We start from the raw sequence: 12,664 nt of genomic DNA, 5'->3' as shown, positions 1-12,664 counted from the left end.
GGATGGCATGGTCGGCAAGTGGCGCGCTAAACCGGTGCTTGTCCGGATGACCGGCGAAACGTGTCCCCTGCGCGCCCGACCCCGCCCGCGAGGCTGCGCATGGCGGGATTGTTCCCTTGTTGTTCTTGCGTTAGGCCGAGATGGTGCCACTTCGCGTTTAATCCTGTCGCGAAAAGGTCGGGCCGCTGGCGCTTTGGGAATGAATGATGGCGAAGCCGCAGAAACGATACGTCTGCCAATCCTGTGGCTCGGTCACGTCCCGCTGGCAGGGGCAATGCGTCGACTGCTCTGAATGGAATACGCTGGTGGAGGAAGCGCCGGCGATCGTTACGCCGTTTCAGGCCAAGCACAATCTTCAGGGCGGCGGCCGTTCCGTCACCATGATGGCGCTGGACGCCGAAGTGCCGCTGCCGGCTCGCCTGCCCAGCGGCATTGCGGAACTGGACCGGGCGCTGGGCGGCGGATTCGTGGAGGGCAGCGCCACGCTGATCGGGGGCGACCCCGGCATCGGCAAATCCACCCTGCTGCTTCAAGCCGCGGCGCGGATGGCGCTTGCCGGCGCGGATGTCGCCTATGTGTCGGGTGAGGAGGCGGCGGATCAGGTGCGATTGCGCGCGCGCCGGCTCGGGCTTGGCGAGGCGCCGGTCCGGCTCGCCTCCGCCACGTCGGTGCGGGACATCCTTACCACGCTTGGCGCAGGCAAGCCGCCCGCCTTGCTCGTGATCGATTCGATCCAGACGATGCACTCTGATCTGATCGAGGGCGCACCCGGCACCGTCAGTCAGGTGCGCGCCTCGGCGCAGGAGCTGATCCGCTTCGCGAAGGAACGTGGCACCGCGCTGGTGCTGGTCGGCCATGTCACCAAGGACGGCACGATCGCCGGCCCCCGCGTGCTGGAACATATGGTGGATACCGTGCTCAGCTTCGAAGGCGAGCGCAGCCATCAATATCGCATCCTGCGCGCGATCAAGAACCGCTTCGGCGGCACGGACGAGATCGGCGTCTTCGCGATGCAGGCGGAGGGGCTGGCGGAGGTGACGAACCCGTCTTCGCTGTTCCTCACCCAGCGTGACGAAAGCGTGACGGGAACGGTGGTGTTTCCAGCGCTGGAGGGCACGCGCCCGGTGCTGGTGGAGATCCAGGCGCTGGTCGTTCGCCTCGCCAGCGGTGCCACCCCGCGCCGCGCCGTGGTGGGGTGGGACAGCGGCCGACTTGCCATGATCCTCGCCGTTTTGGAGGCGCGCTGCGGCCTCAGCTTCTCCTCGGCGGAAGTCTATCTCAACGTCGCTGGCGGCTATCGCGTGCAGGATCCTGCCGCCGATCTGGCGGTGGCCGCGGCGCTGGTCTCGGCGCTGTCCGAACGCCCGGTGCCGGCGGACGCCATCGCCTTCGGCGAGATCGCTCTGTCCGGCGAGGTGCGCAGCGTGGCGCATGGCGCATTGCGGCTGAAGGAAGCGGCCAAGCTTGGTTTCGGCCAGGCCCTGGTTCCGGCGTCCATGGCAGGCGAGAAGGGCAACCTGCGGCTTGCCGGCTTTTCCACGCTTGGCCGGCTGGTGGACCATCTGCTCGGGCGAGGGTGATCCCCTCCGCCGAACCGCCATGCTGGCCGCCGCAGCCGTGTCACATACCTGTGCTCTGATCCGGCATCCGCTCTCCGCAGCGCGATGCGGGCAGGTCGGGCAATCGCCCTCCCTGCATGGGCGCCCTGTTCTCATCACCACCATCATGGCCTAGATCGGCAACAATGAACCTCAACGGACTTGATATTGCGGTGTTGACCGTCGTCGCGGGCAGTGCGCTTCTCGGCCTGAAGCGCGGCTTCGTGACGGAGGTGCTGGCGCTGTTCGCCTGGGTGGCGATGATCTTTGCGGTCAAGATCTTCCACCTTCCCCTGTCGAAGGTGCTGGCAGGGCCGATCGGCACCGCCTCCGGCGCGGCCGTCCTGGCCTTCGTGCTGCTCTGCGGCGTCACGTACTTCCTCGGGCGGATGGTGGCGCGTGCGCTGGGGGATCGGGTACGCAAATCGGTGTTGGGCCCGGTCGATCGCGCGCTGGGTTTCGGCTTTGGCGCGCTGAAGGGGCTGATCATCGCCAGCCTTGCCTTTCTGCTGGTGGTGCTGGTGCTCGATACGATCGGCGGCGGCCCGACGCGGCGCCCGGCCTGGATCAAGGAGGCACGAACCTATCCGCTCCTCAACGTCACGAGCAACGCGATCGCGGACTTTGTCGATCGTCGCCGGCGTGGGCAGCCCGTGTTCGGCGAGGGTTTCTCTTTCGGCGGAGGGCGACCGGCATGAACGACACGCTCTACAACGACGCTATCCTGAGGCTGGCGACCGACAATCCGATCGACGAACGGCTGGCGGAGCCGCAGGGGACGAGCGAGCGGCGGTCGCCGATCTGCGGCAGCCGCGTGACGGTGGACGTCAATCTCGGGGCGGATGGCCGGGTGAGCGAAGCGGGCATGCTGGTTCGTGCCTGCGCGCTCGGCCAGGCATCGTCCTCTTTGCTCGCCGCCCATGTGCTCGGCCGGACGCCGGCGGAGCTGGCGGCGGCGCGAGACGCGCTCACGGCCTGGCTGGCGCGGGAGGGCGAGCTGCCAGAATGGCCTGGCCTCGATGTGCTGTCGCCAGCGCTTGATTATCACGCCCGCCACGCATCGATCCGGCTTGCCTTCGAGGCTGCTGCCGAAGCGGCCGAGCGGGCCCGCGACACGGCAAAGGGGATCTGATGGAGCACGCCGCCACGGGATCGCTGCTGCGCGATGGAGTGATTCTGCTCGGTGCGGGGCTAGGCTTTGTGCTGCTGTTCCGCCGCCTCGGCCTTGGTGCGACGCTGGGCTATCTGGTCGCCGGCGCGGTGGTCGGGCCGCAGATCCTTGGTCTGGTCGGCGACGCCGAATCGAAGCTCGGGGTGGCCGAACTCGGCATCACTCTTCTGCTGTTCGTCGTCGGACTGGAGCTCAATCCATCCCGGCTGTGGCGGCTAAAGGAAGATATCTTCGGCCTTGGGCTGCTTCAGGTGGTGGCCTGCGGCATCGCGATCACCGCGATCGTCGCGCTGTTTGCGCACTTCTCCATCCCTGCGGCGCTTGCGTTGGGCCTGCCGCTCGCGCTTTCCTCCACCGCGCAGGTGCTGCCGATGCTGCAATCATCGGGGCGCTTGCGGACGCCCTTTGGGGAGCGCGCCTTTTCGATCCTGTTGTTCCAGGATCTATCGATCATTCCCCTGATCACCATCATTGCCGCGATGAGCCGCAATCCCGCGGACGCGGGCGGCCCGCCGGGATGGATGCTGGTGCTCTATACGGTCGCGGCGATTGCCGGTCTGATCGCTGCCGGCCGGTTCATCCTGCGTCCGCTGTTCCGCGGCATCGGCAACATGGGCGAGCGGGAAATGTTCGTCTTCGCGGCGCTTTTCACCGTCATCGCCAGCGCGGCGCTGATGGAGGCGCTGGGCCTGTCGACCGCGCTCGGGGCCTTCATCGCCGGCGTGATGCTGGCCGACAGCCCTTATCGCCACGAGCTGGAAGCAGACGTGGATCCGTTCCGCTCCATCCTGCTTGGCCTGTTCTTCCTCACCATCGGCATGATGCTGAACCTCACGGCGATCGCCGAGCGACCGCTGTTCGTTCTGTCCATGGCGCTGGCGCTGATTGCTACCAAGACGTTGGTGATCTTCCTGATCGGCCTTGCCTTTCACATGTCGTGGCGCTCAGCGCTCGCGCTTGGCGTGTTGCTCAGCCAAGGCGGCGAGTTCGGCTTTGTCCTGTTTGCCCAGGCGACCGGTGCCAATCTCATCGCGCCGGAGGCAGCATCGCTGTTCGGCGCCATCATCACCCTGTCGATGGCGACCACACCGTTCCTGATGTCGCTGACCCGCCGCTTTCGCGAGCAGCCCATCGTCCAAAGCGAGCGTGAGGGGCCCAAGGCCGATGGCGCCAATGCGGTGATCGTCGGCTATGGCCGGTTCGGCCAGACGGTCGGCCAAATGCTGCTCACCCAGGACATCCCGGTTACGCTGATCGATACCGATATCGAGATGATCGACATCGCGGGGGAGTTTGGCGCCAAGGTCTATTATGGCGATGGCACCCGGCTCGACCTGTTGCGCCAGGCGGGCGCGGCCGAGGCCGAAATGATCCTGTTCTGCGCCGATGGTGATCAGGTGACGGCCGAAGTGATCGAGTCCGTGCATGAAGCCTTTCCGAACGCGGCCATTTATGTCCGGGCATTCGACCGGCGTGCGCTGATCCGGATGAAGAACGGCCCCGCCAACCTTGTCGTCCGGGAAGTGCTCGAATCGGCGGTGAAGATGGCGCGTGCGGCGATGGAGGGGCTCGGCATCGACCGCGCCGACATCGACCGGGCGGAGGATTTGTATCGCGCCCGCGACAAGGAGCGGCTGCGCATCCAGCTGGAAGCAAACGATCTTCGTGCGGCTCGCGCGCTGGTGGCCGAGCAGCAGCCTTGGGGAAATGATCGATGAATTGGCTGATGATGCTTGCCGCTTTGTCTGGCGCGCTGGCGGTTGGCGCCGGTGCCTTCGGCGCGCATGGCGCCAGCGGCCAGGCCGTGGAATGGCTCCGCACCGGCGGCCAGTATCAACTGATCCACGCCGTCGCAGCCATTGCCGCCCTGCGCCTTGAATCGCGGGGGCCGGCGTGGCTGTTCGTGGCAGGCGGCGCGCTGTTCGCGGGTACCTTGTATTTCATGGCACTGGGCGCGCCGCGCTGGCTGGGGGCGATCACCCCGATCGGCGGAACGCTGCTGATCGCCGGATGGCTCTGGCTCGCCTGGATCGCGACTCGCGGCTAAACCGGCGAGGCGAAGCGACGCCGGCCTGCCTACCTACCTACCGGCGCCGTCGACAAGCGTCCGAGCAGTAAATCACGTCCTCCCAGACCTTTGCCCACTTCTTGCGCCAGGCGAAGGGGCGTTGGCAGGCCGGGCAAAGCTTCGTCGGCAAGTCACGCTTGGCGACACCATTCGGCATCAGTGCGGCTGGAGCGCCAGGAAGCTACGCACGTCCTCCAGCGAGACCTGCTTGTCGAGATAGGTCTGGCCGATACCGCGGGCGAGCAGGAACGGGATCTGCCCGCCGCTCGCCTTTTTGTCATGGCGCATGTGCTCCACCAGCTGCTCGGCCGAAGCGTTGATGCCCGCGGCAGCCAACCCGTCGGGCAGCCCGACCTCCTGCCAATGCGCGGCCACCCTCAGCGCATCCTCGGCGGAGCATAGCCCATGTGCCGCGGAATAGCCAAAGGCCAGCGCGCATCCGGCAGCGACCGCCTCGCCGTGCAGCAGCTTGTCCGAAAAGCCCGCTTCCGCCTCCAAGGCGTGACCGAACGTATGGCCAAGGTTCAACAGCGCGCGTCGCCCGGTCGTCTCGAATTCGTCCTCGCCGACGATCCGCGCCTTTGCGCTGACTGAATGTGCGATGGCATATTCGCGTGCCGCCGCATCGCCGGTGAGCAGCGCGGCGCCATTCTCCTCGCACCAGCCAAAGAACGCGGCATCGTCAATCAAGCCGTATTTGACCACTTCGGCATAGCCCGCCTTCAGCTGCCGCAGCGGCAGCGTGTCCAGCACTGCCGGGTCGATCAGCACCATCTTGGGCTGGTGAAATGCGCCAATCAGGTTCTTGCCCGCGCGCGCATTGATGCCGGTCTTCCCACCGACCGATGAATCAACCTGCGCCAGCAGCGTCGTCGGGATCTGAACGAAGCCGCAGCCGCGCTTCAGGATGGCGGTAGCGAAGCCGACAAGATCGCCGATGACGCCGCCGCCCAGCGCGATGACATGATCGCCACGCTCCACCCCGAGTTCCAGCAGCCGATCGGTCAGGCGCTCCAACATGGCCCAGCTTTTCGATGCTTCACCAGCGGGGATGATGATCGCCTCGCCCGTGATGCCCGCCGCCGCCATCGACGCGCGCAACGTATCGAGATGCGGCGCGACGTTCGCATCCGCCACGATCGGCATGGGCCGACCGCGCGAGATGGGAGCCAGCAATTCGGCTGCACGGGTCAGCAGCCCGGCCTCGATCACCACGTCATAGCTGCGCGCGCCCAGCGCCACCGGAACAATCGTCATGGGGCCCCGTAACCGATGGCATCCAGAATGGCACGCACCGTCGCTTCATGCGGGGCGTTGTTGCTTGGCACGCGAATATGCGCGTGGGCGTAGAGCGGATTGCGCACCGCGGCGAGCTCGCGCAGCACGCTGGCGGGGTCCTTTCCGCGCAGCAACGGGCGTGTGTCGCGGCGGCGGACCCGCTCCACCAGCACGTCGATATCGGCATCCAGCCAGATGGCGAGCGCGTCGGAAAGGATGAGCGCGCGGGTCGCGTCGTTGACGAAGGCGCCGCCGCCGGTGGCGATCACTTTCGGCCGGCCGTCGATCAGCCGTTGGATGACGCGGCGTTCCCCATCCCTGAAATAAGGCTCTCCGAACTGCGCGAAGATGTCCGCGATCGACATGCCGGCCGCTTCTTCAATTTCGTTATCGGCATCGACGAATGGCAGGCCAAGCCGGTGCGCCAGGCGCTTTCCGACAGTGGATTTGCCCACGCCCATCAGGCCGACGAGCACGATCGGCTGACGCTGCCAGCGGCTCTTGCGATTGCGGGTGGGGGCGGTGGGGCTTTGCAACATGAGTTCGCGGGCTATACAGCGCGTCAGCGCCCCGGGCACAAGGCTCGGCGATTTCGGTTTACTAGCGTGGGTCCGCCCGCGCCGTGCAGGGTTGAAACATGTCGCGGTTGATCGTCACGCTTGTGGTGCTGTTGGTCGTCGTGGTCGGCGGGTTGTTCTTTCTCGCGGGCAGCGCGACGGAGCAGCCGACGACGCAGGTCGAAAAGGCGGTCGAGCTTGGCAATCTCGCGAGCTAGGTTGATCGCGGCGCTTGCCGCCGCCGCTTCACTCGCCGCAGCCGCGGTCGCCCAGAATAGCCAGGCACCCGAATCGCTGCTGCCGCCCGGCTTCGGCGAACCGGTCGCGCCGGCACCGCCGCCGGTGGCGCAGCCCAATGGCGCGGTGGTGCAGCCGCTGCCGGGTACGCCGCTCGAGCTGCCGGATCTGGAGCCTTCACCCACCCCGACGCCGACGCCCACGGGGCCGAGCGACGAGGAGCTGGCGCAATATGAGATGCCGCTTTTCGCGCGGCGCTCGCTTGCGCTCGTTGGGCCAGTCGGGCCAGCTGACGGCGGGTTCTTGCCCGGTGCCTTTGGCGCGGCGGACGGCGGCTATCTGCAGGGGCTGATGCGGCGGCTGTCAGCCCCGCTGCCATCGCGCTGGCTATCCATTTCGCTGCGGCGGGCGCTTGCCTCTCGGGTCAGCACCCCTGAGGGGCTGCATGGTGCCGATTTCGCGGCCGAGCGCGCGTGGCTGCTGCTGCGCATGGGCGAATCAGTTGCGGCGCGAAGCGTTCTGCAGAGCGTCGATACCGCCAATGCCACGCCGAAGTATCGGCAGGTGGCGATGCAGGCGATGCTCGCCACGGCGGATCCGGCGGGGCTGTGCCCGCTGGCAGACGGTGCGGGCAACAGCGAGCGCGGTTGGATTCTTGCCCGCGCCATGTGTGCGGCGCTGGGCAATGCGGAAGGTGGCGCCAAGCCGCTGATGGACGCTGCCCGGCGTCAGCGGGTGGCAAGCGGCGTTGATCTCGCGCTGGCGCAAAAGGTGGTCGGCGCGGGGCTGAACAGTCGTCAGGCCGTGACGATCGAATGGGATTCGGTGGTCCAGTTGACGACGTGGCGGTTCGGGCTGGCGACGGCCACCGGCGTGCCGATTTCGGATGAGCTGTACCAGACGGTCGGACCTCAGGTGACCGGGTGGCGGGCGCTTGCGCCGGCCATTCCGATCGCGGACCGCGCACGGGCAGCTGAGTCCGCGGCTGCGATGGGCGTCATCTCCAACGCGGCGCTGGTCGACCTTTACGCAGCGCTGGACGCCGGCGAGGAAACGCCGGCAGCACTTGGCGCGATCGCATCCGATCTGCGGGCGGCCTATGTCGGTGCGGACGTCGCGACCCGCATGCGGGCTCTTGCCCAATTGTGGGATGGTGGCGAGAGCCCGCAGGGGCGTTACGCCCGGCTTATCCTGACTGCGCGGGCCGCGGCGCGCATCCGTCCCGGGGATGGGCGCGCCGAGGCTGACCGGATTGTGGCGGCGATGCTGTCCGCCGGGCTGGACCGTACCGCGCAACGCTGGCGCGGGCAGGTCGATGACGGGGGCGACGCCTGGGCGCTGCTCGAATTGTCTGATCCAGAGGCGAATACGCGCCTGTCTTACGGGGCCGTTGCCTCCTACACTGGGACGGGCGATGCCGCGCTGAAGCGCAAGCTGTTCTTTGCCGGTCTGGCGGGGCTTGGCCGCCTTTCCGCGCAGGACATCGAAAGTGGCGCGGAAGCGTTCGACGTGCGCATCGGTGCCGAGAACAGCTGGACACGCGCGCTTGATCGCGCCGTGAGCGAGCGGCAACCCGCGACTGTTCTCCTGCTGGCGGGCATCGGCATGCAGGCGCAAAGCTGGCGCCACGTTCCACCCGCTGCCCTGTACCGGATCGTTGCGGCGCTGCGCGCGGTGGGGCTTGGCGGCGAGGCGCGGATGATCGCCGCCGAGGCGGTGTCGCGGGCCTGATCGTGGCGGGCGATGTTGCCCTTATCGATCGCTTCCTGGAGATGATGGCGGCGCAGCTTGGCGCCGCCCGCAATACCATCAGCGCGTATCGCAGCGATCTGCTGCTCGCGTCCGAGGTGCTGGGCGGCAGGCTCGCCACGGCCGATGCGGCGGCAGTAGAGCGGCTTGGTGAGGAATGGGCCAGTCTTGCGCGGGCGACCGTAGCGCGTAAGTCGGCGGCGCTCAGGCGCTTTTTCGCCTTTCTTCATGACGAGGGGCTGCGTCCCGACGATCCCGGCCGGGCGCTGCCCAAGCCCGGCATCCATCGGCCCTTGCCCAAGACGCTCAGCCATCATGACGTGGAGCAGCTATTCCTCGTAACGGCCAAGCGGCTGGCGCGTGATCCCGCTCTGCCGGCCGATCTCCGCAACGCGGCGCTGCTGGAGCTGCTTTATGGTTCGGGGTTACGTGCGACCGAGCTCGTGTCCCTGCCGCGCAACGCCATTCATCCCGATCGACCCTTTCTGATCCTGAAGGGGAAAGGCGACAAGGAGCGTCTCGTGCCGATCTCCGACCGTGCGCGCGCGGCGGCAGCGACCTGGCGGGATCATGTCGCCGCCGAGTCGCCGCATCTGTTCCCCTCGGGCAAGTCCCACATTTCCCGCGTGCGATTGTTCCAGATCGTCCGGTCGCTCGGCGCAGAAGCCGGCATCCCGCCCGATCGGATCAGCCCTCATGTCCTCCGCCATGCCTTCGCCACCCACTTGCTGGAAGGCGGGGCGGATCTCCGGGCGCTGCAATCCATGCTGGGCCATGCCGATATCGCGACCACGGAAATCTATACTCATGTGGATCGCGCGCGCTTGGTCGCCCTGGTCAATGAGCGACACCCGCTCGTTGACGCGGCCAAGCCGCGCGCCTAGCTGCGCACGATGCCGACATTTCTCGACTTCGAAAAGCCGATTGCGGAACTCCAGGCGCGGATCGATGAGCTGCGCGACACGGGTGCGGAGGGCGGCGTCGATATCGCGGCTGAGGTCGCGAAGCTTCAGGCGAAGTCCGACCGCTTGCTGCGCGATACTTTCGCCAAGCTGACGCCATGGCAGAAGACGCAGGTCGCCCGCCACCCGGAACGGCCGCACTTCAAACATTATGTCGCCGGGCTGTTCGAGGAGTTCGTGCCGCTGGCGGGCGACCGCGCGTTCGGCGACGATCAGGCGATCCTGGGCGGCTTCGCCACTTTCCGCGGCCGCCGCGTGCTGGTTATGGGGCACGAAAAAGGCGACGATACCACCAGCCGCCTGCGGCACAATTTCGGCATGGGCAAGCCGGAGGGGTATCGCAAGGCAGTGCGTTTGCTGTCGCTGGCGGACCGTTTCGGCCTTCCGGTCGTCACTCTGGTGGATACGTCCGGTGCCTTTCCCGGCCTCCAGGCAGAAGAGCGCGGCCAGGCTGAGGCGATCGCACGATCGACGGAGGCGTGCCTCGCCGTGGGCGTCCCATTGGTATCGGCCGTGGTGGGCGAGGGTGGCTCCGGCGGCGCAATCGCGCTGGCTAGCGGCAATCGCGTGCTGATGTTCGAACATGCCGTTTATTCGGTGATCTCACCCGAAGGCTGCGCCTCGATCCTCTGGCGTACGGCGGAGAAGGCGGCAGAGGCGGCGGAAGCCATGAAGGTGACCGCGCAGGACCTGAAGTCGCTTGGTGTGATCGACACCATCGTGGCCGAGCCGCTGGGCGGCGCGCATCGCAGCCCGTCTGCCGCGATCGGTGCGCTGGGTGATGCCATCGAGAAGTCGTTGGAGGAGCTCGTCACCCTTGATGCCGAGACGCTGCGCCGCCAACGGCGCGAAAAGTTCCTGGCGATGGGCCGCGCGCTTAGCTGACCAACAAAAAGGGCGGCGAGCACCTGCTCGCCGCCCTTGATGGTTCCCAATCCGGCGGAAATCGCCGGACCAGTCGGACTTATCAACGAACCGAAGTGTTCATCTTGCCCGACACGGTCGTGAACGTGGTCGACAGCTGGTTGCCCAGCGTGCCCATGGCGGTGATGGCGGCAACGGCGATCAGCGCGGCAATGAGGCCGTACTCGATGGCGGTCGCGCCCTTGGAATCCTTAATGAAAGCGCGCATCTTCTGCATGTTCGATCTCCGATAATGAAAAGCTTCAGTCACCCGACCGGCCAAGGTGCTCCCCGCTCCGGTATCCCCGTCAATCACACATGCGGGTTGAAAAACATTTAAGGCCGGGGCGGCGCCATCAACGCGCATGAACCACCCGGTCGCTTACCTTGTTCCACATGTTGATGGTGATGTCGGCCACGCCGCTGAAGCTCGCGATCATGGCGATCACGATCAGGGCGGCGATGAGGCCATATTCCACGGCCGTTGCGCCCTTGCGGCTGCGGAGAAGCTTCCGGCAGGTCGCAAGCGCGGGTTTGATCAAGGCCATGGCTCGGTCCATGTCGCGGTTGATCGCACGACAGGCTTAACGAAAGGTCGACATGACCGCTGCGAAGAACGCGAATCTACCAACAATTCTTGTGGTTGCCGCGGCGCTGGTGGCGCCGGACGTATCCGTCTTCGTCCAGCAGCGGCCGATTGCGAAGCAGCATGGCGGCCTGTGGGAGTTCCCGGGTGGCAAGGTAGAGGCAGGCGAAACGCCCGAGGCTGCACTCGTCCGCGAACTGTACGAGGAGCTTGGCATCATGGTGGACGAAGGCGCGATGCGGCCGCTTTCCTTCACCACCGTGCCCTCACTCGATCGCAACCTCGTGCTTCTTCTGTACCGTATTGATCAATGGAGCGGGACGCCGCGCGCCATCGCAGCGCAGCACGCCGCGTGGGTCGATGTCGATTCGCTGGCCGGACTGGCGATGCCGCCCGCGGACCTGCCGTTGATCCAAGTCCTGGCGCGTGAGCTGCGGCCGACACGCAGCCGGGATTGATGGCCAAGGCCGCCCGGAGGGATGACGGCCTTGCTCGCGCGAGCCGTTGGCCATCATCTTGATCGGCTCGCCTGAGCCTGTCGCACTTGGACAAGTTCAGCACGATTGAAAACAGTGGTTCAGACTGGCTGGGAGCCGCCCCAGAAAACAGGCCGGCTGCCGAGCCGTAGTTTCCGCCCGTGCGCGCCTGTCACGATCGGTACAGGGGCGCGCGCTCAGTAGTCGAAGTCAAAACAGCATGCACGCGCTGGCGCCGCCGAGCAGAAAGCCAAGAACCAGCCAATGGTGTGCGCGAACGAGCCATTGGGAATCGCCATCCACATCGCGCATGACGCCCTCCGTTCCTGTGGCGCCGCAAAATGCACCGCCACTGCCGGCGATCTTCGTAGCAGTGATTTGCTGCGAACGTGCGACAGATGCTGCCGGATTGGTTCGAACACGTCGCGATAGATGCACTCTGCGCGCGGTTTGGGCGGAACCAAGTGGGAACGGCGGCGCTCATTTGACGCCGTGTCGCAAGCGCCCTCGCTAATGCGGTTTGATCAAGAAAATGTCGGCTCTGCCCGGGCTACGCAGCTACGTGGCTCGGCCGGCACACACCTCTTCGCTCATCTAGGCGCGTCCGAGATCGAGCCTAATCGGAATAGCCGCGACGAAATGGAACGCTGCCGTCAGAATCCGCTTTGCATCCCGGCACGATACGCCTGCCTGAGCCTGCGCCCGGAATCGATCATTGCAAGGCCAAGCATCACGAAACTCAACACCCAAGCAAAGTTCACTGCCGTATCGACCCGAGCGTTGGTCGTGAACCAATTCAAGACCGGCTGCATCACAGCGGTAAGCAGCAAACCGTAACCAACCGCCGCCACGACGCATCCGGCCATCAACAAGCGCTTGTCCAATCGACTCGATTTCGGCTCGCTCATCTATTCGTCCTCGCGTCGGCGGCCGCACCATAACAGAGGGAGCGAATGTCAGCTACTTTCAGTCGGATCATAGCGAACAAAGTCGCACAATCTTTGTTGAACGCGGCTTCTGATTAAAACGCTTGGTCAAACGACCGAGCCTCCCGGCGATGTTAGCGCGCCGACGAAGAG

General features: G+C 66.1%; 16 protein-coding genes. 10 read left to right on the top strand and 6 right to left on the bottom strand.

Annotated features, from left to right (window positions below; genetic code table 11):
* The first annotated feature begins 206 nt into the window (after positions 1-206).
* The 5 genes from radA (at position 207) to AX702_RS23610 (ending at position 4,816) form a co-directional block, all read left to right on the top strand.
* The gene (gene radA, locus AX702_RS23590) at positions 207-1,580 is read left to right on the top strand and encodes a DNA repair protein RadA (protein ID WP_066776413.1); all 1,374 of its coding nucleotides are present in this window, start codon (positions 207-209) and stop codon (positions 1,578-1,580) included.
* Between the two features lie 164 nt (positions 1,581-1,744).
* The gene (locus tag AX702_RS23595; RefSeq protein WP_066776368.1) at positions 1,745-2,296 is read left to right on the top strand and encodes a CvpA family protein; all 552 of its coding nucleotides are present in this window, start codon (positions 1,745-1,747) and stop codon (positions 2,294-2,296) included.
* Complete coding sequence (locus AX702_RS23600) at positions 2,293-2,730, top strand: iron-sulfur cluster assembly scaffold protein (protein ID WP_066776371.1); 438 nt, start codon at positions 2,293-2,295, stop codon at positions 2,728-2,730. Before AX702_RS23595 ends, AX702_RS23600 begins: the two co-directional genes overlap by 4 nt.
* On the top strand, positions 2,730-4,487 hold the full coding sequence (locus tag AX702_RS23605) for a cation:proton antiporter domain-containing protein (protein WP_066776382.1): 1,758 nt from the start codon (positions 2,730-2,732) through the stop codon (positions 4,485-4,487). Before AX702_RS23600 ends, AX702_RS23605 begins: the two co-directional genes overlap by 1 nt.
* Complete coding sequence (locus tag AX702_RS23610; RefSeq protein ID WP_066776384.1) at positions 4,484-4,816, top strand: DUF423 domain-containing protein; 333 nt, start codon at positions 4,484-4,486, stop codon at positions 4,814-4,816. The genes AX702_RS23605 and AX702_RS23610 overlap by 4 nt, the downstream gene beginning before the upstream one ends.
* A gap of 37 nt (positions 4,817-4,853) precedes the next feature.
* On the opposite strand, the gene AX702_RS23615 is transcribed toward AX702_RS23610, so the two are convergent.
* Genes AX702_RS23615 through AX702_RS23625 form a run of 3 tightly spaced genes read right to left on the bottom strand, consistent with a single transcriptional unit; the run spans position 4,854 to position 6,654 of the window.
* On the bottom strand, positions 4,854-4,994 hold the full coding sequence (locus AX702_RS23615) for a DUF2256 domain-containing protein (protein WP_082745965.1): 141 nt from the start codon (positions 4,992-4,994) through the stop codon (positions 4,854-4,856).
* On the bottom strand, positions 4,994-6,094 hold the full coding sequence (gene aroB / locus AX702_RS23620) for a 3-dehydroquinate synthase (protein ID WP_066776386.1): 1,101 nt from the start codon (positions 6,092-6,094) through the stop codon (positions 4,994-4,996). The genes AX702_RS23615 and aroB overlap by 1 nt, the downstream gene beginning before the upstream one ends.
* Complete coding sequence (locus AX702_RS23625; RefSeq protein ID WP_066776387.1) at positions 6,091-6,654, bottom strand: shikimate kinase; 564 nt, start codon at positions 6,652-6,654, stop codon at positions 6,091-6,093. Before AX702_RS23625 ends, aroB begins: the two co-directional genes overlap by 4 nt.
* 98 nt (positions 6,655-6,752) lie before the next feature.
* Here AX702_RS23625 and AX702_RS23630 point away from each other — a divergent pair, with 98 nt between their 5' ends.
* From AX702_RS23630 to AX702_RS23645, 4 genes are read left to right on the top strand one after another with little or no spacing between them, the layout of a single operon-like run.
* The gene (locus AX702_RS23630) at positions 6,753-6,890 is read left to right on the top strand and encodes a hypothetical protein (protein WP_177179073.1); all 138 of its coding nucleotides are present in this window, start codon (positions 6,753-6,755) and stop codon (positions 6,888-6,890) included.
* A 1-nt stretch (position 6,891) separates the two neighbouring features.
* Positions 6,892-8,640, top strand: a complete 1,749-nt coding sequence (locus AX702_RS23635; RefSeq protein ID WP_231731717.1) for a hypothetical protein — start codon at positions 6,892-6,894, stop codon at positions 8,638-8,640.
* A 2-nt stretch (positions 8,641-8,642) separates the two neighbouring features.
* Positions 8,643-9,542, top strand: coding sequence for a tyrosine-type recombinase/integrase (locus tag AX702_RS23640; protein ID WP_066776396.1), 900 nt, complete (start codon positions 8,643-8,645; stop codon positions 9,540-9,542).
* Between the two features lie 9 nt (positions 9,543-9,551).
* Positions 9,552-10,505, top strand: a complete 954-nt coding sequence (locus AX702_RS23645; RefSeq protein ID WP_066776400.1) for an acetyl-CoA carboxylase carboxyltransferase subunit alpha — start codon at positions 9,552-9,554, stop codon at positions 10,503-10,505.
* A gap of 82 nt (positions 10,506-10,587) precedes the next feature.
* On the opposite strand, the gene AX702_RS23650 is transcribed toward AX702_RS23645, so the two are convergent.
* Together AX702_RS23650 and AX702_RS23655 are read right to left on the bottom strand one after the other, a co-directional pair.
* Positions 10,588-10,761, bottom strand: a complete 174-nt coding sequence (locus AX702_RS23650; RefSeq protein ID WP_066776403.1) for a Flp family type IVb pilin — start codon at positions 10,759-10,761, stop codon at positions 10,588-10,590.
* Between the two features lie 118 nt (positions 10,762-10,879).
* The gene (locus AX702_RS23655) at positions 10,880-11,071 is read right to left on the bottom strand and encodes a Flp family type IVb pilin (RefSeq protein WP_066776406.1); all 192 of its coding nucleotides are present in this window, start codon (positions 11,069-11,071) and stop codon (positions 10,880-10,882) included.
* Between the two features lie 52 nt (positions 11,072-11,123).
* Here AX702_RS23655 and AX702_RS23660 point away from each other — a divergent pair, with 52 nt between their 5' ends.
* The gene (locus AX702_RS23660) at positions 11,124-11,567 is read left to right on the top strand and encodes a (deoxy)nucleoside triphosphate pyrophosphohydrolase (RefSeq protein ID WP_066776409.1); all 444 of its coding nucleotides are present in this window, start codon (positions 11,124-11,126) and stop codon (positions 11,565-11,567) included.
* 671 nt (positions 11,568-12,238) lie between these two features.
* Here the strand turns inward: AX702_RS23660 and AX702_RS23665 are convergent.
* On the bottom strand, positions 12,239-12,493 hold the full coding sequence (locus tag AX702_RS23665; RefSeq protein ID WP_066776411.1) for a hypothetical protein: 255 nt from the start codon (positions 12,491-12,493) through the stop codon (positions 12,239-12,241).
* Positions 12,494-12,664 lie beyond the last annotated feature (171 nt).

It is taken from the genome of Sphingomonas sp. CCH5-D11 (assembly GCF_001557395.1).
Lineage (GTDB): Bacteria > Pseudomonadota > Alphaproteobacteria > Sphingomonadales > Sphingomonadaceae > Sphingomonas.
The sequence above is the reverse complement of the archived record's forward strand: the minus strand, read 5'-3'. Positions and strand labels throughout refer to the sequence as shown.

Excerpts from the sequence above, each read along its gene's own strand:
- radA (WP_066776413.1), top strand. The coding sequence starts at position 207 with ATGGCGAAGCCGCAGAAACGATACGTCTGCCAATCCTGTGGCTCGGTC.
- AX702_RS23595 (WP_066776368.1), top strand. The coding sequence starts at position 1,745 with ATGAACCTCAACGGACTTGATATTGCGGTGTTGACCGTCGTCGCGGGC.
- AX702_RS23600 (WP_066776371.1), top strand. The coding sequence starts at position 2,293 with ATGAACGACACGCTCTACAACGACGCTATCCTGAGGCTGGCGACCGAC.
- AX702_RS23605 (WP_066776382.1), top strand. The coding sequence starts at position 2,730 with ATGGAGCACGCCGCCACGGGATCGCTGCTGCGCGATGGAGTGATTCTG.
- AX702_RS23610 (WP_066776384.1), top strand. The coding sequence starts at position 4,484 with ATGAATTGGCTGATGATGCTTGCCGCTTTGTCTGGCGCGCTGGCGGTT.
- AX702_RS23615 (WP_082745965.1), bottom strand. The coding sequence starts at position 4,994 with ATGCCGAATGGTGTCGCCAAGCGTGACTTGCCGACGAAGCTTTGCCCG.
- aroB (WP_066776386.1), bottom strand. The coding sequence starts at position 6,094 with ATGACGATTGTTCCGGTGGCGCTGGGCGCGCGCAGCTATGACGTGGTG.
- AX702_RS23625 (WP_066776387.1), bottom strand. The coding sequence starts at position 6,654 with ATGTTGCAAAGCCCCACCGCCCCCACCCGCAATCGCAAGAGCCGCTGG.
- AX702_RS23630 (WP_177179073.1), top strand. The coding sequence starts at position 6,753 with ATGTCGCGGTTGATCGTCACGCTTGTGGTGCTGTTGGTCGTCGTGGTC.
- AX702_RS23645 (WP_066776400.1), top strand. The coding sequence starts at position 9,552 with ATGCCGACATTTCTCGACTTCGAAAAGCCGATTGCGGAACTCCAGGCG.
- AX702_RS23650 (WP_066776403.1), bottom strand. The coding sequence starts at position 10,761 with ATGCAGAAGATGCGCGCTTTCATTAAGGATTCCAAGGGCGCGACCGCC.
- AX702_RS23655 (WP_066776406.1), bottom strand. The coding sequence starts at position 11,071 with ATGGCCTTGATCAAACCCGCGCTTGCGACCTGCCGGAAGCTTCTCCGC.
- AX702_RS23660 (WP_066776409.1), top strand. The coding sequence starts at position 11,124 with ATGACCGCTGCGAAGAACGCGAATCTACCAACAATTCTTGTGGTTGCC.
- AX702_RS23665 (WP_066776411.1), bottom strand. The coding sequence starts at position 12,493 with ATGAGCGAGCCGAAATCGAGTCGATTGGACAAGCGCTTGTTGATGGCC.